At 73.2% G+C, this 23743-nt stretch carries 20 protein-coding genes; 13 read left to right on the top strand and 7 right to left on the bottom strand.

The window, feature by feature from the left end; genetic code table 11:
* The first annotated feature begins 4 nt into the window (after positions 1-4).
* Positions 5-1003, top strand: a complete 999-nt coding sequence (locus AB0D46_RS33405; protein ID WP_362883093.1) for a DNA-3-methyladenine glycosylase 2 family protein — start codon at positions 5-7, stop codon at positions 1001-1003.
* Between the two features lie 91 nt (positions 1004-1094).
* On the opposite strand, the gene AB0D46_RS33400 is transcribed toward AB0D46_RS33405, so the two are convergent.
* Genes AB0D46_RS33400 through AB0D46_RS33390 form a run of 3 tightly spaced genes read right to left on the bottom strand, consistent with a single transcriptional unit; the run spans position 1095 to position 3941 of the window.
* Positions 1095-2399 carry a coenzyme F420-0:L-glutamate ligase gene (locus tag AB0D46_RS33400; RefSeq protein WP_362883091.1) on the bottom strand — a complete coding sequence of 435 codons (1305 nt, stop codon included), beginning with the start codon at positions 2397-2399 and terminating at the stop codon, positions 1095-1097.
* Complete coding sequence (gene cofD / locus AB0D46_RS33395) at positions 2396-3355, bottom strand: 2-phospho-L-lactate transferase (RefSeq protein WP_362883089.1); 960 nt, start codon at positions 3353-3355, stop codon at positions 2396-2398. Before cofD ends, AB0D46_RS33400 begins: the two co-directional genes overlap by 4 nt.
* A 13-nt stretch (positions 3356-3368) precedes the next feature.
* Complete coding sequence (locus AB0D46_RS33390; RefSeq protein ID WP_362883087.1) at positions 3369-3941, bottom strand: cysteine dioxygenase family protein; 573 nt, start codon at positions 3939-3941, stop codon at positions 3369-3371.
* 638 nt (positions 3942-4579) lie between these two features.
* Between AB0D46_RS33390 and AB0D46_RS33385 the strand changes: the two genes are divergently transcribed.
* The 3 genes from AB0D46_RS33385 to AB0D46_RS33375 all read left to right on the top strand — a co-directional run bounded on the left by AB0D46_RS33385 (position 4580) and on the right by AB0D46_RS33375 (position 10130).
* On the top strand, positions 4580-4843 hold the full coding sequence (locus AB0D46_RS33385; RefSeq protein ID WP_003983763.1) for a WhiB family transcriptional regulator: 264 nt from the start codon (positions 4580-4582) through the stop codon (positions 4841-4843).
* 215 nt (positions 4844-5058) lie between these two features.
* Positions 5059-8655, top strand: a complete 3597-nt coding sequence (locus AB0D46_RS33380) for a glycosyltransferase family 2 protein (RefSeq protein ID WP_362883085.1) — start codon at positions 5059-5061, stop codon at positions 8653-8655.
* Positions 8652-10130 carry a DUF5719 family protein gene (locus tag AB0D46_RS33375; RefSeq protein ID WP_362883084.1) on the top strand — a complete coding sequence of 493 codons (1479 nt, stop codon included), beginning with the start codon at positions 8652-8654 and terminating at the stop codon, positions 10128-10130. Before AB0D46_RS33380 ends, AB0D46_RS33375 begins: the two co-directional genes overlap by 4 nt.
* An 82-nt stretch (positions 10131-10212) precedes the next feature.
* Here the strand turns inward: AB0D46_RS33375 and AB0D46_RS33370 are convergent, their stop codons facing one another.
* Positions 10213-10596, bottom strand: coding sequence for a metallopeptidase family protein (locus AB0D46_RS33370; RefSeq protein WP_281210154.1), 384 nt, complete (start codon positions 10594-10596; stop codon positions 10213-10215).
* A gap of 265 nt (positions 10597-10861) precedes the next feature.
* Between AB0D46_RS33370 and AB0D46_RS33365 the strand changes: the two genes are divergently transcribed.
* From AB0D46_RS33365 to AB0D46_RS33340, 6 genes are all read left to right on the top strand, one after another.
* Positions 10862-11281, top strand: coding sequence for a DUF3499 domain-containing protein (locus tag AB0D46_RS33365; protein ID WP_362883114.1), 420 nt, complete (start codon positions 10862-10864; stop codon positions 11279-11281).
* A 79-nt stretch (positions 11282-11360) separates the two neighbouring features.
* Positions 11361-12731: a phosphomannomutase/phosphoglucomutase gene (locus tag AB0D46_RS33360; RefSeq protein ID WP_362883082.1), complete on the top strand. Its 1371-nt coding sequence runs from the start codon at positions 11361-11363 to the stop codon at positions 12729-12731.
* Between the two features lie 176 nt (positions 12732-12907).
* Entirely contained in the window at positions 12908-13093 is a 186-nt protein-coding gene (locus AB0D46_RS33355; protein ID WP_362883080.1) for a Trm112 family protein, read from the top strand.
* A gap of 99 nt (positions 13094-13192) precedes the next feature.
* Positions 13193-14326 carry an SIS domain-containing protein gene (locus AB0D46_RS33350; protein ID WP_362883078.1) on the top strand — a complete coding sequence of 378 codons (1134 nt, stop codon included), beginning with the start codon at positions 13193-13195 and terminating at the stop codon, positions 14324-14326.
* Between the two features lie 46 nt (positions 14327-14372).
* Positions 14373-15530: a mannose-6-phosphate isomerase, class I gene (manA, locus tag AB0D46_RS33345; RefSeq protein WP_362883076.1), complete on the top strand. Its 1158-nt coding sequence runs from the start codon at positions 14373-14375 to the stop codon at positions 15528-15530.
* Positions 15531-15605: 75 nt separating this feature from the next.
* Positions 15606-16541 (top strand): cation diffusion facilitator family transporter, encoded by a 936-nt coding sequence (locus AB0D46_RS33340; RefSeq protein ID WP_362883074.1) that lies wholly within the window; start codon positions 15606-15608, stop codon positions 16539-16541.
* An 81-nt stretch (positions 16542-16622) separates the two neighbouring features.
* Here AB0D46_RS33340 and AB0D46_RS33335 read toward each other — a convergent pair whose 3' ends face one another.
* Positions 16623-18692: a fructose-specific PTS transporter subunit EIIC gene (locus tag AB0D46_RS33335; protein ID WP_362883072.1), complete on the bottom strand. Its 2070-nt coding sequence runs from the start codon at positions 18690-18692 to the stop codon at positions 16623-16625.
* A 357-nt stretch (positions 18693-19049) separates the two neighbouring features.
* Between AB0D46_RS33335 and ahcY the strand changes: the two genes are divergently transcribed.
* On the top strand, positions 19050-20486 hold the full coding sequence (gene ahcY / locus AB0D46_RS33330; protein WP_362883070.1) for an adenosylhomocysteinase: 1437 nt from the start codon (positions 19050-19052) through the stop codon (positions 20484-20486).
* Between the two features lie 125 nt (positions 20487-20611).
* Positions 20612-21232 (top strand): hypothetical protein, encoded by a 621-nt coding sequence (locus AB0D46_RS33325; protein WP_362883068.1) that lies wholly within the window; start codon positions 20612-20614, stop codon positions 21230-21232.
* Here the strand turns inward: AB0D46_RS33325 and AB0D46_RS33320 are convergent.
* The gene (locus tag AB0D46_RS33320; RefSeq protein WP_362883066.1) at positions 21229-22167 is read right to left on the bottom strand and encodes an RDD family protein; all 939 of its coding nucleotides are present in this window, start codon (positions 22165-22167) and stop codon (positions 21229-21231) included. The two genes, AB0D46_RS33325 and AB0D46_RS33320, sit on opposite strands and share 4 nt — an antisense overlap.
* A 110-nt stretch (positions 22168-22277) precedes the next feature.
* On the opposite strand from AB0D46_RS33320, the gene AB0D46_RS33315 reads away from it, so the two are divergent.
* The gene (locus AB0D46_RS33315) at positions 22278-23285 is read left to right on the top strand and encodes a stage II sporulation protein M (RefSeq protein ID WP_362883065.1); all 1008 of its coding nucleotides are present in this window, start codon (positions 22278-22280) and stop codon (positions 23283-23285) included.
* Between the two features lie 182 nt (positions 23286-23467).
* On the opposite strand, the gene AB0D46_RS33310 is transcribed toward AB0D46_RS33315, so the two are convergent.
* The coding region (locus AB0D46_RS33310) for a hypothetical protein (RefSeq protein WP_362883063.1) at positions 23468-23743 on the bottom strand (276 nt) is incomplete at its 5' end.

Raw genomic sequence — 23743 nt, 5'->3', positions numbered from 1 at the left:
GGGGGTGGCTTCACCCCGGGACCCCCTGACGCGGAGCGGCGTGCGCGGTGGCCGTACCGTCGTCCCGCCGGGCCCCGGCAACGGCACGCCGGCCGGAGCCGGCTCCCGGCCCCGGACCTGGGCCCCCGGCACCCCGTTGGACCTCGGGCTCACGCTCGGCCCGCTGCGCCGCGGCCCCGGCGACCCCACCTTCCGCACCACCCCCGACGGCTCCGTCTGGCGGGCGACCCGTACCCCCGACGGCCCGGCCACCCTCAGGGTGGCCCTCCGCGGGGAGGCGGTGGACGCCGAGGCGTGGGGTCCGGGCGCCGACTGGGTCCTCGCGCACCTGCCCGCGCTGCTCGGCGCCGGCGACGACCCGACCGCGTTCGTTCCCCGCCACCGGCTCCTGCACACCAGTCACCGCCGCCGCCCCGGGCTCCGCCTGACCCGTACCGGGCTGGTCCTGGAGTCGCTGGTACCGACCGTGCTGGAGCAGAAGGTCACCGCCGACGAGGCGTACCGCGCCTGGCGCCGGCTGGTGCGCCGACACGGCGAGCCCGCCCCCGGACCGCTCGACCTGTACGTGATGCCCGACGCCCGCACCTGGGCGCTGATCCCCTCCTGGGACTGGCACCGCGCCGGCGTGGATTCCAAGCGGTCGGCGACCATCGTGCGGGCCGCCCGGGTCGCGGCCCGGCTGGAGGAGGCCGCCGCGATGGAGCTGCCGCAGGCGATGCGCAGGCTGGAGGCCGTCCCCGGCATCGGCCCCTGGACCTCCGCCGAGACGCTCCAGCGCAGCAACGGCGCCCCCGACGCGGTGACCACGGGCGACCTGCACCTGCCGGGCATCGTCGGTTACGCCCTGACGGGCGACCGCGACGCCGACGACGCCGTCATGCTGGAGCTGCTCGCCCCGTACGCGGGCCAGCGCCACCGCGCCGCCCGGCTGATCCTGCTCGCGGGCCGCACCCCGCCCCGCCGCACCCCGCGCATGCCCCGCGGGGACATCGGCCTGCTCTAGTGCTGTGCGTCGCGTCCGGACCTCGCCCGACCCGCCCCGCCCCGGACGACGCGGGCGACCGGCAGGATCCGAACGAGACGAACGAGACGACCTATCGGACCTCGACGTACTCCTCCACCGGCCGGTCCGGCCGCTCGCGGGGCGGTTCCGCGGCGTGGCCCACGGCCACCGCGCCCATAGGGTCCCAGTGGTCGGGCAGCCCGAGCACCTTGCGGACGACGTCGCGGCAGAACATCGTCGAGGACACCCACGCCGAGCCGAGCCGTTCGCCGGCCAGTGCGACGAGGAAGTTCTGCACGCCGGCGCCCATCGCGACGACGAACATCTCCCGCTCGGCCGCGTCCCGCCGGGCGTGCCCGTAGTCGTGCGCCCCGTCGGTGACCATGCAGGGGACGACGAGGTAGGGCGCGGCCCGCAGGACGTCGCCGCGCCGGATCCGGCGGGCGATGGACTCCTGCGACTTTCCGTCCCCGCGCAGGTCCTCGATCCAGGCGTCGCGCATCGCGTCGAGGAGTTCGAGGCGGGCGGCCGGCGATTCCAGCAGGACGAACCGCCAGGGCGTCGTGTGGTGCGGGGCCGGTGCGGTGACGGCGGCGGCCACGGCCCGTCGCACCGCGCCCGGGTCCACGGGCTCGTCGGTGAAGGCCCGTACGGTGCGCCGCTGCGTGACGGCCTCCCGTACGGCCTCGGAGGTGCCGAGCCGGAACATGTCGTCGGCGGGGGCGCGGACGAGGTCCCGGGCGGTGGGGCCGTCGCCCAGTACGTGCCCGAGGCCGCGGACGACGGCCACGGGCAGCCCGGCGGCCTTGCCCTTGACGAGGTCACCGGCGGCGGCGAGTTCGTCGGCGGTGGCCACGACGGTCGCGCCGAGCGGGTTGCCGTGGGCGTCGTGACCGCCGCGCAGGTCGTCCAGGACCCGGACGCCGGCCGCGCCGATGGCGACGTCGGTCAGCCCGGTGCGCCAGGGTCGCCCGAAGGTGTCGGTGACGATGACGCCGACGTCGACGGCGAGGGCCGCGCGCAGCCCCGCGCGGATCGCGGCGGCGGAGGCGTCCGGGTCCTCGGGCAGCAGCAGGACGGTTCCGGGCGCGGTGTTGGAGGCGTCGACCCCGGCGGCGGCCATGACCAGGCCCTGCCGGTTCTCGACGACGCGCAGCGTGCCGCGGCGGGCGACGACCCGTACGGTCTCGGCGTCGATGGCCTCCTCGCGGGAGGAGGCCCGGGTGACGCGGCCCTCGGCCTTGGAGACGATCTTCGAGGTGACGAGCAGGACGTCGCCGTCGCGCAGGTCGGGGGCCGCGGCCGCGATCAGCGCCGCCAGGTCGTCGCCGGGCTTGACCTCGGGGATCCCGGGGACCGCGCGTACCTCGTACGAGGGATACGGGGGCACGGTCACCGGGAGGACTCCGCCAGTTCGAGGGCGGCCCGTGCCATGGCGGCGGTCGCTTCGAGGTCGGTCATCATCAGCGGCACCGCGCGGCAGGTGATGCCGGCGGCCTCGACGTCGGCGACGGCGTCCGCGTCGGCGGTGTCGACGAGCCAGCCGTCGAGCAGTTCGGTGCCGTAGTGCAGGGCGACGGCCGCCGCGGTGGACTCGACGCCGACGGCGGCGAGCACCTTGTCGGCCATGCCGCGCACGGGGGCGCCCCCGACGATGGGGGAGAGGCCGATGACGGGGGCGTCGGCGGCGGCCACGGCCTCGCGGATGCCGGGTACGGCGAGGATGGTGCCGACGGAGACGACCGGGTTGGACGGCGGGAACAGGATGACGTCGGCGGCGGCGATGGCCTCCAGGACGCCGGGCGCCGGCTCGGCCCGTTCGGCGCCGACGGGGACGACGGCCTCGGCGTCGAGCGAGGCGCGCAGCCGGACCCAGTACTCCTGGAAGTGGATGACGCGGCGTTCGCCGGTCTCGGCGTCGGTGACGGCCACGTGGGTCTCGACGCGGTCGTCCGACATGGGCAGCAGCCGCACGCCGGGCTGCCAGCGGTCGCAGAGGGCTTCGGTGACGGCGCTGAGCGGGTAGCCCGCGCCGAGCATCTGCGTACGGACGATGTGGGTGGCGAAGTCGCGGTCGCCGAGGCCGAACCAGGTGGGTCCGACGCCGTAGGCGGCGAGTTCCTCCTTGACGGTGAAGGACTCGTCGGTGCGGCCCCAGCCCTGGTCCTCGTTGATGCCACCGCCGAGGGTGTACATCACCGTGTCCAGATCGGGGCACACCTTCAGCCCGAACAGGTGAATGTCGTCACCGGTGTTGCCGATGACCGTGATGTCCGCGTCGGGGACCGCGACCTTGAGGCCGCGCAGGAAACGGGCGCCGCCGATGCCGCCGGCCAGAACAACAATGCGCATGCCGCGCAGTCTGTCAGGCGGTGACCTGCGCCTGCTGGGCCGGGGAGCAGCTGTGCATCGGCATCTCGGTCAGGCCGGGGAAGTAGACGTGCAGGCTGACCGCTCCGTCGAGGCCGTCGTTGACGACCTCGTGGGCGTAGCCGGGGGCGAAGACGCGCTGGGAGCCGGGGCCGAGGGCGAGCGTGCCGCGCGCGTTGTGCTCGGTGAGTTCGCCGTCCAGGACGGTCAGGACGCCGGAGGAGTCGCCGTGCCCGTGGAGGCCGCTGCCCTGCCCGGGGACCCAGCTGAGCAGCCAGACCTCGTAGCCGGGGCCGGTGCGCAGGCGGTGGTACCAGCGGGTGGTGGCGTCGTACTGGACCAGGTGCTCCCAGCCGGCGCGGTCGGCGGCGATCGAACGGGCGAGGCCGACGAACTCGGCGATGGTGCTCGGGTGCTCACGGGCCGGCTGGAGGAGGTGCTGGACGGCGAGGATGTCGCCGGCGATCTGGAGGTCGCTCTCGACGACGGCCGGGGCGGTGGGGGCCGGGACGGCGGTGGTGAGGGCGGCACTGGTGAGGGCCGTGGTGGCTGCGGCTGCGCTGTTCATCGTGGGGGGTTCCTCGACGGATGTCAGTCGTGCGGGGCGGTTGCTGTGGGGGAGCCGGTGCTCAACGGGAGCCGGAGCTCCTGGGGCATCAACAGCTGCAACAGCAACAGCGAACCTGGGCAGCGCACAGGAACCCACGAATGGGGGTCCGGGTGGCTGCGGGCGCTGACATGAGAACAAGGAGAACGGGGGAAGGGTCGCACTGTCAACCCAATGTCCGGATTGAGAGAAAAGTTTCACCTCATCCGGTTACCGTGCGCGGAGAAAGGTTTGTGCAGTCCGTACCAGGGGATGTGCCGCTCAGTACCGCTGAAACCGCCCTCAAACCCACGACCTCGACTCGTGACCGGAATGTGATCCGCGCCGCATGTTCGGCCGAATCGCAACCCCTCCTTCGGAGTGACGCGTCGATCAAGGGGCAAGAGCGCATCATCGTGAGGCCCGTGCCATGTGTCACGATTTTTGGCGATATGAACACTTTCTGCATAGGCTTGGTTCCGCAGAGTGAATAAGAGGCCCAATAGCAGATCCCGGCTTGACTGGGCAGGAGCCACACACTTGTAATTTCACTCGTGTCGTTACCTAACGATCAGTGACGACATCACCACGGGGACGCACAGACAGAGCGAGGGGCGCACATGACCGAGCTGTTTCAGGAACTGCTGGTCGAGGAGGCGGACGAGGAGCTCGGATGGCAGGAGCGCGCTCTGTGCGCCCAGACCGACCCCGAGTCCTTCTTTCCCGAGAAGGGCGGCTCCACCCGCGAGGCCAAGAAGGTCTGCCTCGCCTGCGAAGTCCGCTCCGAATGCCTTGAGTACGCCCTCGCCAACGACGAGCGATTCGGCATCTGGGGCGGCCTCTCCGAGCGCGAGCGCCGCAGGCTGAAAAAGGCGGCGGTCTGAACCCCCCGGAGCACCACCGGCCGGGCACCGACAACGCCGGCCACCGCATATCGAACGGCACCACCAGCAGGACCCGGTAGAGCAAACGGTCCGCCTCCCGCACCTTCCCCGCAGGAGGCGGACCGTCGTCTTTCCAGCCGTTAGGGTGGGGCGCTGTCCAGCAGCCTCCGAGGGCACACCACCCCCGGATCCCCGGTGGGAGGGCCCGTACCGCGATGTCCCTGCACAGCAACCCGACGGCCTCCCACCGGAGTCCCGCCACCCCCGAGTTCCCCCGGCACGTCGTCACCGCGGTCCTCGTCGCCCACGACGGAGCCCGCTGGCTGCCCCAGACCCTCGCCGGACTCCTCGCCCAGGAACGCCCCGCGCAGAACCACGTCGCGGCCGACACCGGAAGCGCCGACGAATCCGCTCGCCTGCTCACCGAGGCCTTCGGCCGCGAACGCGTCCTGCACCTCGCCCGACGCACCGGATTCGGCGCCGCCGTCGACGAAGCGGCCCGCACCGCGGGCGTCCTGACGGCCGAGGACCTCCCCTACCTCAAGCGCCCCAGCGGCTGGGACCCCGTCAGCCGCACCTGGCGCGACGACGCCTACGACCTCCCCGAACACCCCCACGGCGAACCCGTCCAATGGCTCTGGCTGCTCCACGACGACAGCGCCCCCGAGCCCGACGCCCTCACCGAACTCCTGCGCGTCGCCGACGACAACCCCGACGCCGCCGTCATCGGCCCCAAACTGCGCGGCTGGTACGACCGGAAGCAACTCCTCGAAGTGGGCGTCACCATCGCCCGCGGCGGCCGCCGCTGGACCGGCCTCGACCGCCGCGAACAGGACCAGGGCCAGCACGACCAGGTCCGCTCGGTCCTCTCCGTCTCCACCGCCGGCATGCTCGTGCGCCGCGACGCGTACGACGCCCTCGGCGGCTTCGACCGCCGACTGCCCCTCATGCGCGACGACGTCGACCTCTGCTGGCGCGCCCACAGCGCCGGCCACGACGTCCTCGTCGCCCCCGAAGCCGTCCTGCGTCACGCCGAGGCCGCTGCCCGCGAACGCCGCACCGTCGACTGCGCCGGCCGCTTTGCCGTCGGCGCCCACCGCGTCGACAAGGCCGGCGCCGTCCACACCGTGCTGGCCAACACCTCCGGCCGGGCCCTGCCCCTCGTCCTGCTCCGCCTCCTCCTCGGCACCCTACTGCGCACCCTCGGCTACCTCGTCGGCAAGGCCCCCGGCCAAGCCGTCGACGAGATCACCGGCCTGCTCACCACCCTGCTCAGGCCCGGCCGGCTCCTCGCCGCCCGCAAGGCCCGCCGCAAGCCCGTCGTTCCCGCCGCCGAACTGCGCCCCCTGTTCCCGCCCCCCGGCGCCGGCCTGCGCGCCCGCGCCGAACAGTTCCTCGGGTACCTCGGCTCCGACCGCGACACCGACCGCCACGCCGCCGGCCGCCACGGCGGCGCCCCGGAGCCCGGGCCCGGCTCCGAGGACGCCGACCACCTGGAACCCGCGCCCGCCGGCCGACTCCGGCGGATCGCCCGCAACCCGGCCCCCGTCCTCTTCGCCCTGCTCCTGCTGGTCTCCCTCGTCGCCTGCCGCGCCCTGATCGGCGGCGGCGCCCTCAGCGGCGGCGCCCTGCTCCCCGCCCCCGCCGGCGGCCTGGAGCTGTGGCGCGGCTACACGGCCGACTGGCAGCCCGCCGGCATCGGCACCACCGCCGTAGCCCCGCCCTACCTCGCCGTCCTCGGCGCCCTCTCCGTCCTGCTGTTCGACTCCACCCGGGCGGCGCTGACCCTGCTGCTCGTCTGCTCGGTGCCGCTCGCCGGACTCACCGCCTACTTCGCGTCCCGGCCGCTCGTCACCTCCCGACTGCTGCGCGCCTGGGCCGCCGTCGCCTACGCCTTCCTGCCCGCCGTCACCGGCGCCCTCGCCGGCGGCCGCCTCGGCACCGCCGTCCTCGCCGTGCTCCTCCCCCTGATCGCCCGCTCCGCCGTCGCCGCCGCGGGCTTCGCGGACGGCCCGGACGGCGCCGGCCCGCAGGGCGGCCGGCGCGCGCTGTGGACCTACACCCTGCTGCTGACCCTGGCCACCGCCTTCACCCCCGTCGTGTGGCCGCTCGCCGCCGTACTCGGGGTGGTCGCACTGCTCGTACGCCGGGCCCGCCGCACCAGGTACGCCCTCCGGCTCCTGGTCACCCTCGCCGTACCGCTCCTGGTCCTCGCCCCCTGGTCCCTGGGGCTCCTCACCCACCCCGGCCGCTTCCTCGACGAAGCCGGGCTGCCCTGGGCGGGCGCCCCCGCCGGCCCCCTCGACCTGCTCGGTGCCGGCCCCGGCGGGCCCGGCACCGGCAGCGCCCCGCTCTTCGCCGGCGCCGTCCTCGCCGCCCTCGCCGCCCTGCTCCGCGCCGACCGGCGGTTCGCCGTACGCACCGCCTGGACCGCCGCCCTCGCCGGACTGCTGCTCGCCGTCCTCCTCAACCGCGGCGGCTGGGCCGGGCCCGCCACCCTGCTGTACGGACTCGGCCTCCTCGCCGCCGCCGCCATCGGCGCCGACGGCGCCCGCGACCGGGTCGCCGCCCGCAGCTTCGGCTGGCGCCAACCCCTCGCCGTGCTCGTCGCGCTCGCCGCCGCGGCCGGACCGCTGTGCGCCGCCGCCCTGTGGGGCGCGGCCGGGGCAGACGGGCCGCTGCGGCGCCGCGACGCCGTCCAGGTCCCCGCCGTCGTCGCGGAACAGTCCGCCGACAGCAACCGCACCCGCACCCTGGTCCTCGGCGGCGACTCGCCCGCCACCGTCTCCTACACCCTGGTCCGGGGCTCCGGCGCCCGCCTGGGCGACGCCGAACTCCTCGCCGCCGCCGGCAGCGAACCGCGCCTCGCCAAGGCCGTCGCCGGCCTGGTCTCCGGATCCGGCGCCAACCACTCCGAGCAACTCGGCGCCTTCGCCGTCCGCTACGTGATGATCCCGCCCGGCGGCCCCGAACGGATGCGGCGCGTCCTCGACGGCACCCCCGGCCTCAGGCAGCGCCACCAGGAGAACGGCACCGCCCTGTGGGAGGTCCAGCGGCTGCCCGCCCGCGTCTCCGTGCTCGACGGCAAGGAGGGCCGGGCCCCGATCGCCGTCGACGCCGGCCCCGTCGAGGCCCACGCCAGGATCCCGGCCGGCGAGGAGGGCCGCACCCTGCGCGTCGCGGACCGGGCCGACCCGGGCTGGCGGGCCACCCTCGACGGGAAGCCGCTGACCCCCACCACCCTCGACGGCTGGGCCCAGGGCTTCGAACTGCCCCGCGAGGGCGGCCGCCTCGACCTCGTCCACCAGGACTCCCTCACCCGCGACGCCTGGCACTGGGCACAGGGCCTGCTCGCCCTCGTCCTGCTCGTCATGGCCCTCCCGGGCCGCGCCGCCCGCCTCGACGACGACCTCCCCGAGGGGGACACCGCCGCTTCGGCCCCCAACGGCTCCGGCCCGGGCGAGCCCGGCGAGGGCCGCCGCGCCCGCCGGCTGCGCGCCGGCGCCGCGTCCGCGCCGGAGCCGGCGCCGGCCGAAGCGATCGCCGACCCGTACGCGCAGATCCCGGCGCAGCAGGTGTACGGGGAGGAGACGTACGCCTACGACGCCCCCTACCCGTACGAGGGCCGGCCGGAGCGGCAACAGCCGCACCCGGGGTACGCCGAGCCGTACCCGCAGCCGGAGCAGCAACAGCCGCCGTTCCCACACCAACAGCAACAGCAACAACAGCAGCCCCACCCGTACGAGTACGACCAGCCGTACGACGCCTACGGACAGCACGACCCGCGTCCGGACGGGAGCCACCAGCAATGAAGCAGCGCGCCCTCCTGACGCCGGCGGCGGTGACGTTGGCGCTGGCCGCCGTCACCGGACTGGCCTTCCTGACCGCCCCCGCCTCCGCACCGGCCGTCGCGGCCCGGCAGGAGGCCGCCTCCCGCATGCCGGTGGAGCGGTCCCTGCTGGTGTGCCCCGCGCCCAGTTCCTCGGACATCGCCGAGACCACGTACGCCTCCCTGACCCCCGGCAAGGCCGACGGCCACGGCGCGGCCCGGCTGCTCACCAAGGACGGCAAGGCCGTCCTGGAGCCGAAAGAGCCCGGAAAGCCCGTCGGAGCCACCGCCTCCGGCGCCGAGGCCCCGGCGCTGACGGGGGTCGCCGAGGGGGTCCTGGCCCCCGGCTGGACCGCCCAGCAGACCACCAAGGTCTCCGTCGGCCAGGCCCGCGGCCTGCTCGGAGTCTCCTGCACCACGCCCGGCACCGACTTCTGGTTCCCCGGAGTCAGCACCGCCAAGGGCCGCCAGGACTACGTCCACCTCACCAACCCGGACGACACCGTCGCCGAGGTCGACATCGCGCTGTACGGCCCGGAGGGGCTGGTCAAGGGCAAGCCGGGGACCGCCGACAGCGTCATCGCGGTCGAGCCCCGCTCCACCGTGAAGGTCCTGCTGTCCTCCCTGGCCCAGGACGCCCATCTGCCCGCGGTCACCGCGCACGTGACGACCAGTTCGGGCCGGGTCGGGGCCTCCGCGCAGATCGCCGAGGACGGCGTCGGCGCCGACTGGCTGCCCGCCTCCTTCGGCCCCTCCGGCAGCCTCGTGCTGCCCGGCATCCCCGCGGACGCCACCTCCGTGCGCCTCGTCGCCTTCGCCCCCGGCCAGGAGGACGCCGACCTCTCCCTGAAGCTGGCCGGGCCGACCGGGCCGATCAGCCCGGCGGGCAACGAGCAGCTCCACCTCAAGGCCGGCATGACGGCGGGCGTCGACCTCGGCGACGTCACTCGCGGCGAGGCGGGCTCGCTCCTGCTGGCCCCGACGGACCCGAAGAGGGCCGTACCGGTCGTCGCGGCCCTGCGCGTGGTCCGCGGCGCCGGTGCCAAGCAGGAACTCGGCTTCATCGCGGCGAGCGGCCCCGTCGGCGCGCGGGCGACCGTCGCGGACAACCGGACGCAGGACAGGGCGACCGCGCCGGCCCTCACCGCCGTCGGCGCCGACGCGAAGGTCCGCGTCACGGCCTCCCCGGGCACCGAGGGCGGGACGCCGGAGGTCAGGGAGTTCACCGTCAAGGCGGGCACCACCCTCGCCGTGACCCCGCCTCCCGCCCCGGCGGGCGGCAAGGGCTCCTACGCCCTGACCGTCGAGACCCTTTCCGGCGGCCCGGTCCACGCCGCCCGCACCCTGACCCTGCCGCACGACGGGATCCCGATGTTCACGGTGCAGACCTTCTCCGACGACCAGTCCACCGTCTCCGTCCCGAAGGCCGTCGAGGACCCGTCGATCCTGGTCCGCTGAGGGCCGCTGAGGGCCGCTGAGGGCCGCTAGGTCCGCTCAAGTCCGCCGTACGGGCCGGCCGCCCGCCGTCGCCGCCGCGGGCTCAGTCCTGCCCGTACCGGGGGTCCACCGTCTCCGGCGAGAGCCCCAGCAGCTCCGCGACCTGCTCCACCACGATCTCGTGCACCAGCAGCGCCCGCTCGTCCCGCGTCTTGGCCCGGATCTCCACGGGCCGCCGGAACACCACGATCCGGGCCGGCCGCCCGTCGCGGGCCTCGATCAGCCCGCCCAACGGCACCGCCTCGTCGTTCCAGCCGCTCTCCGGACCGCCCGGCGGGCCGGGCACGTCCGCGACGACGAACTCCACCTCGTCCAACTGCGGCCAGCGCCGCTCCAGCCGCTCCACCGAATCCCGTACGTGGTCACCGAACAGCTCCGCCCGGCTCGCCGCCAGCGGCACCTGGGGCGGCGCCAACGGCCCGCGCATCCCCCGTCCGTGCCGGTCGCGGCGCCGCGGACCCGGCGCGTGCGGGGTCTCGGCGGAAGGGGTCGGGCGGGGAGGAAGGGCGCTGTCCGTCACCCCCGCAGCGTAGCCCTCACCCCGCCGTCCGGCAGGGCTTCGATCCGACCACGGGACGGTGTCGCACCCGCCTCGGGACCCTGGTGGTACGGCCGTGATCGGGACCCGCCGGCAACCCGAAGCCCCTTGATTCCGGGGCCCGGTGAGCACGACACGGCCCCCCGGCCGGGGGGTGAGTCGTCGCGGCCCGGTCAAGAGTGCGGTACCGTCCAACGTCGTGAGCCTTGTACGTCGCTGTTCGCGCACCGCGTGCGGCCGCCCTGCCGTCGCCACACTGACGTACGTCTACGCCGACTCGACCGCAGTTCTCGGTCCGCTCGCCACCTACGCCGAACCCCACTGCTACGACCTGTGCGCCGAGCACTCGGAGCGCCTGACCGCCCCGCGCGGCTGGGACGTCGTACGCCTGTCGGACGGTTCCGGCCCGTCCCGCCCGAGCGGGGACGACCTCGAAGCCCTGGCCAACGCGGTCCGGGAGGCGGCTCGTCCGCCGGAGCGCGCGGCCGAGGCCCGCGGCACCGGAGCCGGTCCGCAGAGCACCGGCGAGACCCGTCGCGGACACCTGCGCGTCCTGCGTTCGCCCGATTCCTGAGACGCGGATCGTCCGAACAGGGGTTCTTCCCCACAAGGTAGGTTTGCCCCACCGCACAGAACCTTCAGGAGGGCAGGCAGTGGCCGCAGATCTTTCGAACATCGTCAAGGCATACGACGTACGTGGCGTCGTACCGGACGAGTGGGACGAGCCCCTGGCCGAGCTGTTCGGTGCTGCCTTCGTCGAGGTCACGGGTGCGACGGCGATCGTCGTCGGCCATGACATGCGCCCCTCCTCGCCCGGCCTGTCCGGCGCCTTCGCCCGCGGCGCGGCCGCCCGCGGCGTCGACGTCACCCTCATCGGGCTGTGCTCCACGGACCAGCTGTACTACGCCTCCGGCAGCCTGAACCTGCCCGGCGCGATGTTCACGGCCTCCCACAACCCGGCCCAGTACAACGGCATCAAGCTCTGCCGCGCCGGCGCCGCGCCCGTGGGTCAGGACACCGGCCTGGCCACCATCCGCGAGCTCGCCGAGAAGTGGACCGACGAGGGCGCCCCCGCGATCCCCGCAGGCACCGTCCCGGGCACCGTCACCGAGCAGGACACCCTGGTCGGCTACGCCGAGCACCTCAAGGGCCTGGTCGACCTCGCCGCCATCCGCCCGCTCAAGGTCGTCGTCGACGCGGGCAACGGCATGGGCGGCCACACCGTTCCCACCGTCTTCGAGGGCCTCCCGCTGGACCTCGTCCCCCTGTACTTCGAGCTGGACGGGACCTTCCCGAACCACGAGGCCAACCCCCTCGACCCGAAGAACATCGTCGACCTCCAGGCCCGCGTCCTGGCCGAGGGCGCCGACCTCGGCCTCGCCTTCGACGGCGACGCCGACCGCTGCTTCGTCGTCGACGAGCGCGGCGCGGGCGTCTCCCCGTCCGCGATCACCGCCCTGGTCGCGGCCCGCGAGCTGGCCCGCAACGGTGGCGAGGGCACGATCATCCACAACCTGATCACCTCGTGGTCCGTGCCGGAGGTCGTGCGCGAAAAGGGCGGCACCCCCGTCCGCACCCGCGTCGGCCACTCCTTCATCAAGGCCGAGATGGCCTCCTCGGGCGCCATCTTCGGCGGCGAGCACTCCGCGCACTACTACTTCAAGGACTTCTGGAACGCGGACACCGGCATGCTCGCCGCGCTCCACGTCCTGGCGGCCCTCGGCGGCCAGGAGGGCACCCTCTCCGCGCTCGTCGCCGAATACGACCGCTACGTCGGCTCCGGCGAGATCAACTCGACCGTCGCCGACCAGGCCGCCCGCACCGCCGAGGTCAAGGCCGCCTACGCCGACGCCGACGGCGTCACCTTCGACGAGCTGGACGGCCTCACGGTCTCCGCCGCCGACTGGTGGTTCAACCTGCGCCCCTCGAACACCGAGCCGCTGCTGCGCCTCAACGTCGAGGCGCGCGACGAGGCCACCCTGGCCAAGGTCCGCGACGAGGTCCTCGCGCTCGTCCGCGCCTGACGGGCCGCGCCCGACCGCACGGCCCCCGGACCCCGGCCCCGTCCCACGACGGGCCGGGGTCCGGTTTTCGGCCCGCCCCCGGTGCGGCCGCACCCGACCACCCCTCAGGGCCGCGCCGCGGGTGACTCGGCGGTACGCTGACCTCGCCCGATCCGCATCCCGAAGGGAACCGCCCCATGCCGCTCGAAGCCGGCCTCCTGGAGATCCTCGCCTGCCCCGCCTGCCACTCGCCCCTTGAGGACAAGTCGGCCGACGAGAGCGCACCCGAGCTGATCTGCACCGGCCAGGACTGCGGCCTCGCGTACCCGGTCCGCGACGGCATCCCGGTCCTCCTCGTCGACGAGGCCCGCCGCCCCGCCTGAACCCGGGCCGCACCCCGTATCCGCACCCCCCCCGCGCAGACCGCAGACGCTGAGACCGGTTCCACCACCCCGGATCCGTCAACACCGCCGGAGGCCGCCATGCTCGACGAGCCACTCCTCGACGCACCGGACGATCTCGCCCGTGCCGACCGCCGCGGCCTGCTGCGCGGCGCAGCCGACGCCGGGGCCAGAGTCCGTACCGCCGCACGGCACGCGGCCGAGGCCGGCATCGCCGACCTGCGCCCCGACGGGCGCCCCCGCGCGGTGCTCATCGCGGGTCCCGGCACCGCCGCCGCCGGCGTCGCCGACCTCCTCGGCGCCCTCGCGGGCGCCTCGGCCCCCGTCATCCGGCTCCACCCGACCGGCGTCGCGCACGCCGCCGGGGCCCTACGCTGGACGCTCCCCGGTTGGGCCGGGCCCGTGGACCTGCTGCTGATGGTCACCACCGACGGCACCGAGCCCGGCCTCGCCCTCCTCGCCGAGCAGGCCTACCGGCGCGGCAGCAGCGTCGTCGCCGTCGCCCCCGAACGCTCCCCGCTCGGCGAGGCCGTGGACGGCGCGCACGGGGTCCTCGTACCGATGGCCAAGGCCCCGTACCAGGAGTACGACGAGTCCGCCGCGGCCGGACCCGGCGCCCTGTGGGCGCTGCTGACCCCGCTGCTCGTGCTGCTGGACAAGCTCGGGCTGGTCGCCGCCGCCCCCGACGTCCTCCAGCGGGTGGCCGACCGGCTCGACCGCACCGCCGAGCGCTGCGGGCCCGCCATCGTCACCTACTCCAACCCGGCCAAGACCCTGGCGACCGAACTCGCCGACTCCCTCCCGCTCATCTGGAGCGAGGGGGGCGCCGCGGGCCCCGCCGGCCGCCGCTTCGCCGCGATCCTCGCCGAGCTGGCCGGTCGGCCCGCCATCGCCGCCGAACTCCCCGAGGCGCTGCCCGCACACGGGGTCCTGCTCGCCGGGTCGTTCGCCGCCGGCGCCGACCCCGACGACTTCTTCCGCGACCGCGTCGACGAGCCCCGGGCCCTGCGCGCCCGCATCGTCCTGCTGCGCGACCGGCCAACCGGCGGACTCACCGCCGCACCGGCCGCCCGCGAGCTCGCCCTCAGCCACGACACGGCCATCAGCGAGCTCGAACCGGAGGAGGGCGGAGAGTTGGAACAACTCGCCGAGCTCCTCGCCATCACGGACTTCGCCACCGCCTACCTGGCGCTGACGACCCGGGGCCACGGCTGAGGAACGCACCCGTGCCCGACCACACTTCAGATCCAGGAAGACGACGATGGACCGCCTGACGAACACGATCCGCCCCTACGCCTGGGGATCCACCACCGCCATCCCGACCCTCCTCGGGGTCGAGCCCACCGGTGAACCGCAGGCCGAGATGTGGATGGGCGCCCACCCCGGCGCCCCGTCCCGGCTGGAGCGCGGCGCGGTCGCCACCACCCTCGCGGACGTCATCGCGGCAGACCCCGAAGGCGAGCTGGGCGCCGCCACCGTCGCCAAGTTCGGCCCACGACTGCCCTTCCTGCTCAAGATCCTCGCCGCGGGCGCCCCGCTCTCCCTCCAGGTCCACCCCGACCTGGCGCAGGCCAAGGAGGGGTGGGCGGACGAGGAGCGCCGCGGCGTCCCCGTCGACGCGGGCCACCGCAACTACAAGGACGCCAACCACAAGCCCGAGCTGCTCTGCGCGCTCACCCCCTTCGACGGCCTGTGCGGCTTCCGCCCGCCGCTGGAGGCCGCCGCGCTGCTCGAAGGCCTCGGCGTCGACTCGCTCAAGCCGTACGCCGACCTGCTGCGCGCCCACCCGCAGGAGGCGGCGCTGCGCGAGGTGCTCACCGCCGTCCTGAGCGCGGACCGCGCCGAGACGGCCCGTACGGTCACCGAGGCCGCGGCCGCCGCCGAACGGCTCGGCGGGCCGTACGCCCCGTACGCGGGACTCGTCCACGACTACCCCGGCGACCCGGGCGTCATCGCGGCCATGCTGCTCAACCACGTACGGCTCCAGCCCGGCGAGGCCATGTTCCTGGGCGCGGGCATCCCGCACGCCTACATCGACGGCCTCGGCGTCGAACTGATGGCCAACTCGGACAACGTGCTGCGCTGTGGGCTGACGCCCAAGCACGTGGACGTCCCCGAACTGCTCAAGGTCGTCATCTTCGAGCCGAGCGTCCCGGGCGTCATGCGCCCCGAGGCCGACGGCGAGGAGGTCTACGAGACCCCCGTCGACGAGTTCCGGCTCTCCCGCTTCCTGTTGGCTCCGGGCGGCGCTCCGCAGACCCTGCCGGACGCCGGCCCGCAGATCCTGCTCTGCACGGCCGGCGCTCCCCGGGCCGGCGAACTGACCCTCGCACCGGGCGAGTCGGTCTTCGTCCCGGCGGGCGAAAAGGTCGAACTGTCCGGATCGGGCACGGTTTTCCGTGCCACCGTGGTGATCTGACGCAGCCCCCGGGGCGCGATCGTTTGACACAATGTGCCGCCGTAGTCAGTGGCTAGGAAGGGACATCCAGCACCCATGAGCGCGTCGGGCGGTACCAGGGCGATCGTGGCGGCACTCGCCGCCAACCTCGCCATCGCCGTAGCCAAATTCGTGGCATTCCTCTTCAGCGGCTCCTCGTCGATGCTCGCGGAGAGCGTCCACTCGCTCGCCGACTCCGGCAACCAGGGGCTGCTGCTCCTCGGCGGAAAGAAGGCCAAGCGCGAGGCGACCCCGCAACACCCCTTCGGGTACGGGCGAGAGCGTTACATCTACGCCTTCCTCGTCTCCATCGTGCTCTTCACCGTCGGTGGCATGTTCGCCATCTACGAGGGCATCGAGAAGATCAACCACCCGCACGCGATCGAGGCCTGGTACTGGCCCGTCGGCGTCCTCATCTTCGCGATCATCGCGGAGTCCTTCTCCTTCCGCACCGCGATCAAGGAGTCGAACGAGATCCGCGGCGGGCAGACCTGGAGCCAGTTCATCAAGCGGGCCAAGGCCCCCGAGCTCCCCGTCGTCCTGCTGGAGGACTTGGGCGCACTCGTCGGCCTGGTGCTGGCACTCGGCGGCGTCGGCATCGCCCTCGTCACCGGCAACGGCGTCTGGGACGGCATCGGCACCCTGTGCATCGGCATCCTGCTGATCGTCATCGCCATCGTGCTGGCCGCCGAGACCAAGTCGCTGCTGCTCGGTGAGGCCGCCGGCACCGACGAGGTCGAGAAGATCAAGGCCGCCATCGTCGACGGCGAGGTCGTCACCCGCATCATCCACATGCGCACCCTGCACCTCGGCCCCGAGGAACTGCTGGTCGCCGCGAAGATCGCCGTCGAGCACGACGACACCGCGACGGAGGTGGCCCGGGCCATCAACGCCGCCGAGGCCCGCATCCGCGAGGCGGTGCCGATCGCCCGCGTGATCTACCTGGAGCCGGACATCTTCGACCCGACGGCCCCGGCCCCCGAGGTCAAGTGACCCGCGGTGCCCCGGACACCCAGGAGGGCCCCCGCAGCCGACCGGCTGCGGGGGCCCTCCTGTGTACGGTCGCCGCGCCGGCTAGCGGATCTCCCGCAGCACTTCCAGGACGGCCGGCGCGTCCGGCGCGCTCTGGAGCCGCTCCCGGAACGCGGAGTCCATCAACTTGCGCGACAGCAGCGCCAGGATCCGCAGGTGCTCGTCACCGGCGGCGGCCTCCGGCACCGAGATCATGAAGACCAGCCGGGCCTTCGTCCCGTCCGGGGCGCCCCACTCGATGCCCTCCGTCGACCGGGCGAACCCGACCGTGGGCCGTGCCACCGCGTCGGTCTTGGCGTGCGGGATCGCGATGGACTCGCCGAGGCCCGTCGTCCCCTGAGCCTCCCGCGCCAGGGCGACCCGTACGAGCTCCTCCACGTCGCGGACGTTGCCGGTGCCGGCCAGCATCTCGGCCATCTCCCGGATCGCCGCCTCCTTGGAGTCCGAGACCAGCTCGGTCCTGACCGTCCGCTCCGTCAGGTACCCGGACAGCACCTCCGGCGGCTCCACCACGCCCGGGGCGGGCGCGGACTTCGTCAGCACGGCCGTCCCCCCGGCCGCGGCGCCGCCCACGGCGGCCGGGCCCGTTCCCGTACCGGGAAGGACGCCCGCCCCCGCGCCCGCGACGGCCGGTACGGGCGGCCCGGCGGCGGGCCGCGCGGCGCCGGCGGCGCGGCGTTCCTTGATCTCGATCAGCGCGTTCGTGGTCAGCGCGGTCACCACGGTGCCCGCCGCGATCGCGACGAGGAACCAGCCCACCCCGCCGACCGCGCCCAGCACGGCCACGATCGGACCGCCGTGCGGTACGTGGTCACCGACGCCCGCGACGCCCGCGATGGCACCCGCCACCGCGCCGCCGAGCATGTTCGCCGGGATGACGACGGCCGGCCGGGCCGCCGCGAACGGGATCGCGCCCTCCGAGATGCCGAACACGCCCATGAAGAGCGCCGCCATGCCCGTATCGCGTTCCTGCTCGGAGTACAGCTTGCGGCGCAGCACCGTCGCCAGGCCCTGACCGAGCGGCATGACCGGGATGGCCGCCGCGCACATGCCCATGACCGCGTAGTTGCCGGACGCGATGAGGCCCGTACCGAAGAGGAAGGCCGTCTTGTTGACCGGGCCGCCCATGTCGAAGGCGATCATCAGGCCGAGCAGGGCCCCGAGCAGGATCGCGCTGGTTCCGGTCATGCCGGACAGCCAACTCGTCAGGCTCTCGAAGACCCACGAGATCGGCTTGCCGACGACGTAGATGAAGAACAGACCCAGCGCCGTCGTCGCGACGATCGGGATCACGATGATCGGCATGATCGGCTGGACGACCTTCGGAACCTTGACCTTCTTGATCCACAGGACCAGATAGCCGGCCAGGAAACCCGTCACGATCGCGCCGATGAAGCCCGCGCCCGACTTGGAGTCGTAGAGGGCGCCGGTGTTCGCGATGAACCCGCCGATCATGCCGGGCACCAGCGCCGGCCGGTCGCCGATGGCGTACGCGATGTAGCCGGACAGGATCGGGATCATCAGGGTGAAGCCGAGGGCGCCGATCTGGAAGACGTGGTCCCAGAAGGTGCCCGGCGTCACCGCGTACCCCTCGGCCGTGGCGTGACCGCCCAGCGCCAGGGCGATCGCGATCAGCAGCCCGCCGACCACCACGAACGGGATCATGTACGAGACGCCGTTCATCAGCGCCTTGTAGGCGAGGCTGCGCTCCTTGCCGCCGGCCCCGCCGCCCGCCGCCGCGACCGAACCCTCCTGGACCGGCGCGGTCCGCACCCGCTCGATCAGTTCCTTCGGCCTGTGGACGCCGTCCGCGACCCCGGTCGACAGCACGCGCTTGCCGGCGAAGCGCTCGCGGTCGACCTCCTTGTCGGCCGCGATGATGACCCCGTCCGCCTCCCTGACATCGTTGTCAGAGAGCACGTTCTCGGCCCCGATCGAGCCCTGCGTCTCCACCTTGATGTCCACGCCCAGCTCGGCGGCGGCCTGCTGGAGCTTCTCGGCGGCCATGTACGTGTGCGCGATGCCCGTGGGGCACGCCGTGACGGCGACGAGCTTCAGGCGTTCGCGCCCGCTCGCTCCCGCGTCCCCGGGACGGCCGGCTGGACTGGTCACTGGAATCTCCTTCACGCCGTGGGCCAACGAGATCGCGTCGCTTGCGCCCCGATCCCTTGGCATCCTCTCCCACATAAGGGGCGGATCAAAAGTCCGAAAGGCCCCGAACCGTTCCGCCGGAGGTCCCCGAAAGAGCGGCGACTTGTTTCCCGGCCGACTGGGGCACGCTGCGCCGATCGGTGTAGATTCGTCATCAGTGTCAGGCGTCGCTGCTGATGGCGGTCGGGCGGTCCCCGTGACCGGCCGAGGGGAGAGAGGGCCCCCGACGGACTGTGCTCGGTGCCCCGCCCTGCCCAGGCACGGACGGCGCGCGGCTCAGCCGTACCCACCCCTCTCGAACCATGAGGAGCAGCACCCATGGACTTCAAGGTCGCAGACCTTTCCCTTGCCGCTTTCGGCCGCAAGGAGATCACCCTGGCCGAGCACGAGATGCCGGGTCTGATGTCGATCCGTCGCGAGTACGCCGAGGCCCAGCCGCTGGCCGGCGCGCGCGTCACGGGCTCCCTGCACATGACCGTGCAGACGGCCGTGCTCATCGAGACCCTCGTCGCCCTCGGCGCCGACGTCCGCTGGGCCTCCTGCAACATCTTCTCCACCCAGGACCACGCGGCCGCCGCCATCGCGGTCGGCCCGAACGGCACCCCGGAGGACCCGCAGGGCGTCCCCGTCTTCGCCTGGAAGGGCGAGACGCTGGAGGAGTACTGGTGGTGCACGGAGCAGGCTCTGACCTGGCCGAACACCCCCACCGGCGGCCCGAACATGATCCTCGACGACGGTGGTGACGCCACCCTCCTCGTCCACAAGGGCGTCGAGTTCGAGAAGGCCGGAGCCGTCCCGGACCCGTCCACGGCCGACTCCGAGGAGTACGCCCACATCCTCGCGGTGCTGACCCGCACCCTCGGCGAGACCCCGCAGAAGTGGACGCAGCTCGCGTCCGAGGTCCGCGGTGTCACCGAGGAGACCACCACCGGCGTCCACCGCCTGTACGAGATGATGGCCGAGGGCGCGCTGCTGTTCCCGGCGATCAACGTGAACGACGCCGTCACCAAGTCGAAGTTCGACAACAAGTACGGCTGCCGGCACTCGCTGATCGACGGCATCAACCGCGCCACCGACGTCCTGATCGGCGGCAAGGTCGCCGTCGTCTTCGGCTACGGCGACGTCGGCAAGGGCTGCGCCGAGTCCCTGCGCGGCCAGGGCGCCCGCGTGGTCATCACCGAGATCGACCCGATCTGCGCGCTGCAGGCCGCGATGGACGGCTACCAGGTCGCCACCCTGGACGACGTCGTCGAGACCGCCGACATCTTCATCACCACGACCGGCAACAAGGACATCATCATGGCCGCCGACATGGCCAAGATGAAGCACCAGGCCATCGTGGGCAACATCGGCCACTTCGACAACGAGATCGACATGGCCGGCCTGGCCAAGATCGAGGGCATCGTCAAGGACGAGGTCAAGCCCCAGGTCCACACCTGGAAGTTCCCCGACGGCAAGGTCCTCATCGTGCTGTCCGAGGGCCGCCTGCTGAACCTGGGCAACGCGACCGGCCACCCGTCGTTCGTGATGTCGAACTCCTTCGCGGACCAGACCCTGGCCCAGATCGAGCTCTTCACCAAGCCGTCGGAGTACCCGACCGACGTCTACGTGCTGCCCAAGCACCTGGACGAGAAGGTCGCCCGCCTGCACCTGGACGCCCTCGGCGTCCGCCTCACCACCCTGCGCCCCGAGCAGGCCGCCTACATCGGCGTCAAGGTCGAGGGCCCGTACAAGCCGGACCACTACCGCTACTGATCCTGATCACCCGCTGATCAGCAGAGGTTGAAGCAGGCCCCCGGCACCCGTGCCGGGGGCCTGCCCCGTCTCCCGATCCCGTCTCCCGACCACCGTCTCCCGCCCCCCTCGCAGAAAGCGCGTCGATGCCACGCGGCCGGTACTCGCTCCACGACCCGCACGACCACGCCCCCCTCGGCGAGGAGCACTTCCACTGCGCTCCCGGCCCGTCCGGCTGGCGCTACGTCGCCCAGCTGACCTTCCCCGACGGCGAACACCGCGGCTCCGTCGACCTCGCCGTCGACGAACTCGGCCGCCCCATCCGCCTCCAACTCAACGCGGGCGGCTGGCAGTTGCGCGGGGCCGCCATCGACGGGGTCACCTGGGTCCGCACCGACCCCACCGGCTCCGAGGCCGCCGAGGGCAACGTCGACGCCCCCGGGTTCACCGGCACCTCACCGGCCTTCCTCATCGCCACGGCCCGCCTGCTGCGCCTGACGCCCGGCGCCGCCGCCACCCGGGTCCGGCTCGTCGCCCTCACCGACCCGGTCCTGGCGGCCCGTACCGTCGACCAGGCGTGGGCCCTGCTCGACCGGGCGGAGCACACCACGGACAGCGGCCCGCTGCTGGTGGACGAGTACCGGGTGACGGCCCTGGACACCGGCGAGGTGCACACCGTCCACATCGCGGGCGACGTGGTCCTCGCGGCCCCCGGCATCGAACTCGAACACCTGGAGACCCCGCCCTCCACCTTCGGGACGTCCTAGGCCGGCGGTGCGAACCCGCTCCGCGGCGCGGAACTCTCGGGCGGGGCGGGCGCCGCGGCCGGAGCCGGGTACGGAGCCACCGGGGCGCTGACCGGCATGACCGGCGGCGCCACGGCCGGTGCGGCCTGCCGGGCCCGGGCCGCCTGCGCCTCTTGCGCCGCGCGCGCCGCCTGGGCCGCCTGGGACGGAGAGCCGAACGCCCGGGCCGCGTCCCGCGACTGCCGTTCGTGCACGACCGCCATCAGGAACGCGGCCGCCGGCACCCCGGCCGGCGGCGGCGTCCCGGTCCGGGCCACCACGTCGTCCGCGAGCCGCGCCGCCAGGGCGGCGCCCACCTGCGGGTCCAGCTGGTTCATCCGCGTCAGGTACTGCCGCACCGCCAGCCACAGCCCGTCCGGCACCGTCGAGAGGTCCAGCGCGGTGAACCGCCCGGCCAGCCACGGCGGCGGCGGGGGCACCGGCATCACCCGCGCCCCCGGCACCCGCTCGCGGATCACCAACGTCCCCGCGAACACGTCACCGAGGCGCCGCCCACGCTCCGACACCAGCGAGGAGACGCAGGCCACGACCCCCATGGTCATCAGCAGTTCCACGACGCCCATGGCGCCGCGCACCAGCGCGTGCCGGAACCGGATCGGCCCGCCGTCCTCGCGCACCACCCGCAACCCACAGGCCATCTTCCCCAGCGACTTCCCGTGGGTCAGCGTCTCCACCGCGATCGGCACGCCGACCAGCAACAAAAGGAAGCTCGCCACGGCCACGGCGGCCTGCAGGGCGCGGTCCAACCCGTACGTGGCGGCGACCAGACCGATGCTGACGACCCCGTAGCCGACGAGGTACACGGTGAGGTCGACCACGATCGCGAGGGCCCGGCTCGGCAGCCTCGCGGGCCGCAGCCCCAGAACGACAGCGTCCCCCGTCACCAGATCGCTCACGCGTCCACCTTTCACCGACCTGATCCGCCCCTGTGGGGCCCAGTCTGCCAAGCTGACCACAGGAGTAGTAAGCCGAATCGGGTGGCCTGGGGCAGGGGAGCGGTAACCGGATGGATCTCGACGTCTTCGTGGTGGCCCACCAGGCCGAGTGGGCCCGCCTGGAGCAGCTCCTCGGCCGCGGCCGGAAGCTCACCGGAGCGGAGGCCGACGAACTCGTCGCGCTCTACCAGCGCACCTCCACCCACCTCTCCCTGGTGCAGTCGAGCGCACCCGACCCGATGCTCACGGCCCGCCTCACCCAACTCGTCGCCCGCGCCCGCTCCACGGTGACCGGCACCCGGCGCGCGAGCTGGCGCGACGCTGCCCGCTTCTTCACCGCGGGCTTCCCCGCGGCCGTCTACCGCAGCCGCCGCTGGTGGATACCGACGGCCCTGCTGTCCACGGCGCTCGGCGTGCTCATCGGCTGGTGGATAGCCACGCACCCGGAGGTCCAGGGAGCCATCGCGGCACCGGCCGAGCTCAAGCAGCTCACCGAGCCCGGCGGCGAGTACGAGACGTACTACTCCAGCCACCCGGCCGCCTCCTTCGCCGCCCAGGTCTGGACGAACAACGCCCAGGCGGCCGCGATCTGCCTGGTCCTCGGGGCGTTCCTCGGCATCCCGGTGCTGTGGATACTCTTCCTGAACATGGCCAACCTCGGCGTCGGCATCGGCCTGATGAGCTCGGCCGGCCGCCTCGACGTCTTCCTCGGCCTGATCCTCCCGCACGGCCTGCTCGAACTGACGGCGGTCTTCGTCGCCGCCGGCACCGGCTTGAAACTGGGCTGGACCGTCATCGACCCGGGCCCCCGCACCCGCCGCACCGCTCTCGCCGAACAGGGCCGCGCCGCCATCGGCATGGCCATCGGCCTGGCCCTGGTCCTCTTCGTCTCGGGCCTGATCGAAGGCTTCGTCACCCCCTCGGGCCTGCCCACCTGGGCCCGCATCGCCATCGGCATCGCCGCCGAGGCCACCTTCCTCGTCTACGTGTACGTCCTGGGCGGCCGAGCGGCCCGCGCCGGCGAAGTCGGCGACGTGGAGGAGGCCGACCGAACGGCCACCCTGCCCACCGCGGCCTGATGTGCGCCGGCCCCGACCGAGCTGCTAGTCTCCTCGTCGTCCCGCAAACCCCGTTGACACGGCAGATGCGGGGAGGTAGATTCGAACGGTTGCCTCGAACTGGACAAGTTCGGCAGTGATGGTTTAAAGTCTCATCTCGCCCCCAGGAATTGAATTCCAAGTGGGCACACTCGACTCTCCATTCAGTCCTCGAAGCCGGGAAATCCGGTGGAAAGCTTCTGATAGAGTCGGAATCGCCGGAAAGGGAAAGCGCGAAAGCGCAGGACCTGGAAAGCACCGAGGAAATCGGGCCCGAAAGAGTCTGATAGAGTCGGAAACGCAAGAACAGAACAACACAGAACGAAGCCCGGAGGAAAGCCCGAAAGGGTGAGTACAAAGGAAGCGTCCGTTCCTTGAGAACTCAACAGCGTGCCAAAAATCAACGCCAAAAGTTGATACCCCGTCCATTTCGGTGGATG

This window comes from Streptomyces sp. NPDC048383 (assembly GCF_040651775.1).
Taxonomy (GTDB): domain Bacteria; phylum Actinomycetota; class Actinomycetes; order Streptomycetales; family Streptomycetaceae; genus Streptomyces.
Note: the sequence above shows the minus strand (reverse complement) of the source record. Positions and strands in the feature narration are given on the sequence as shown.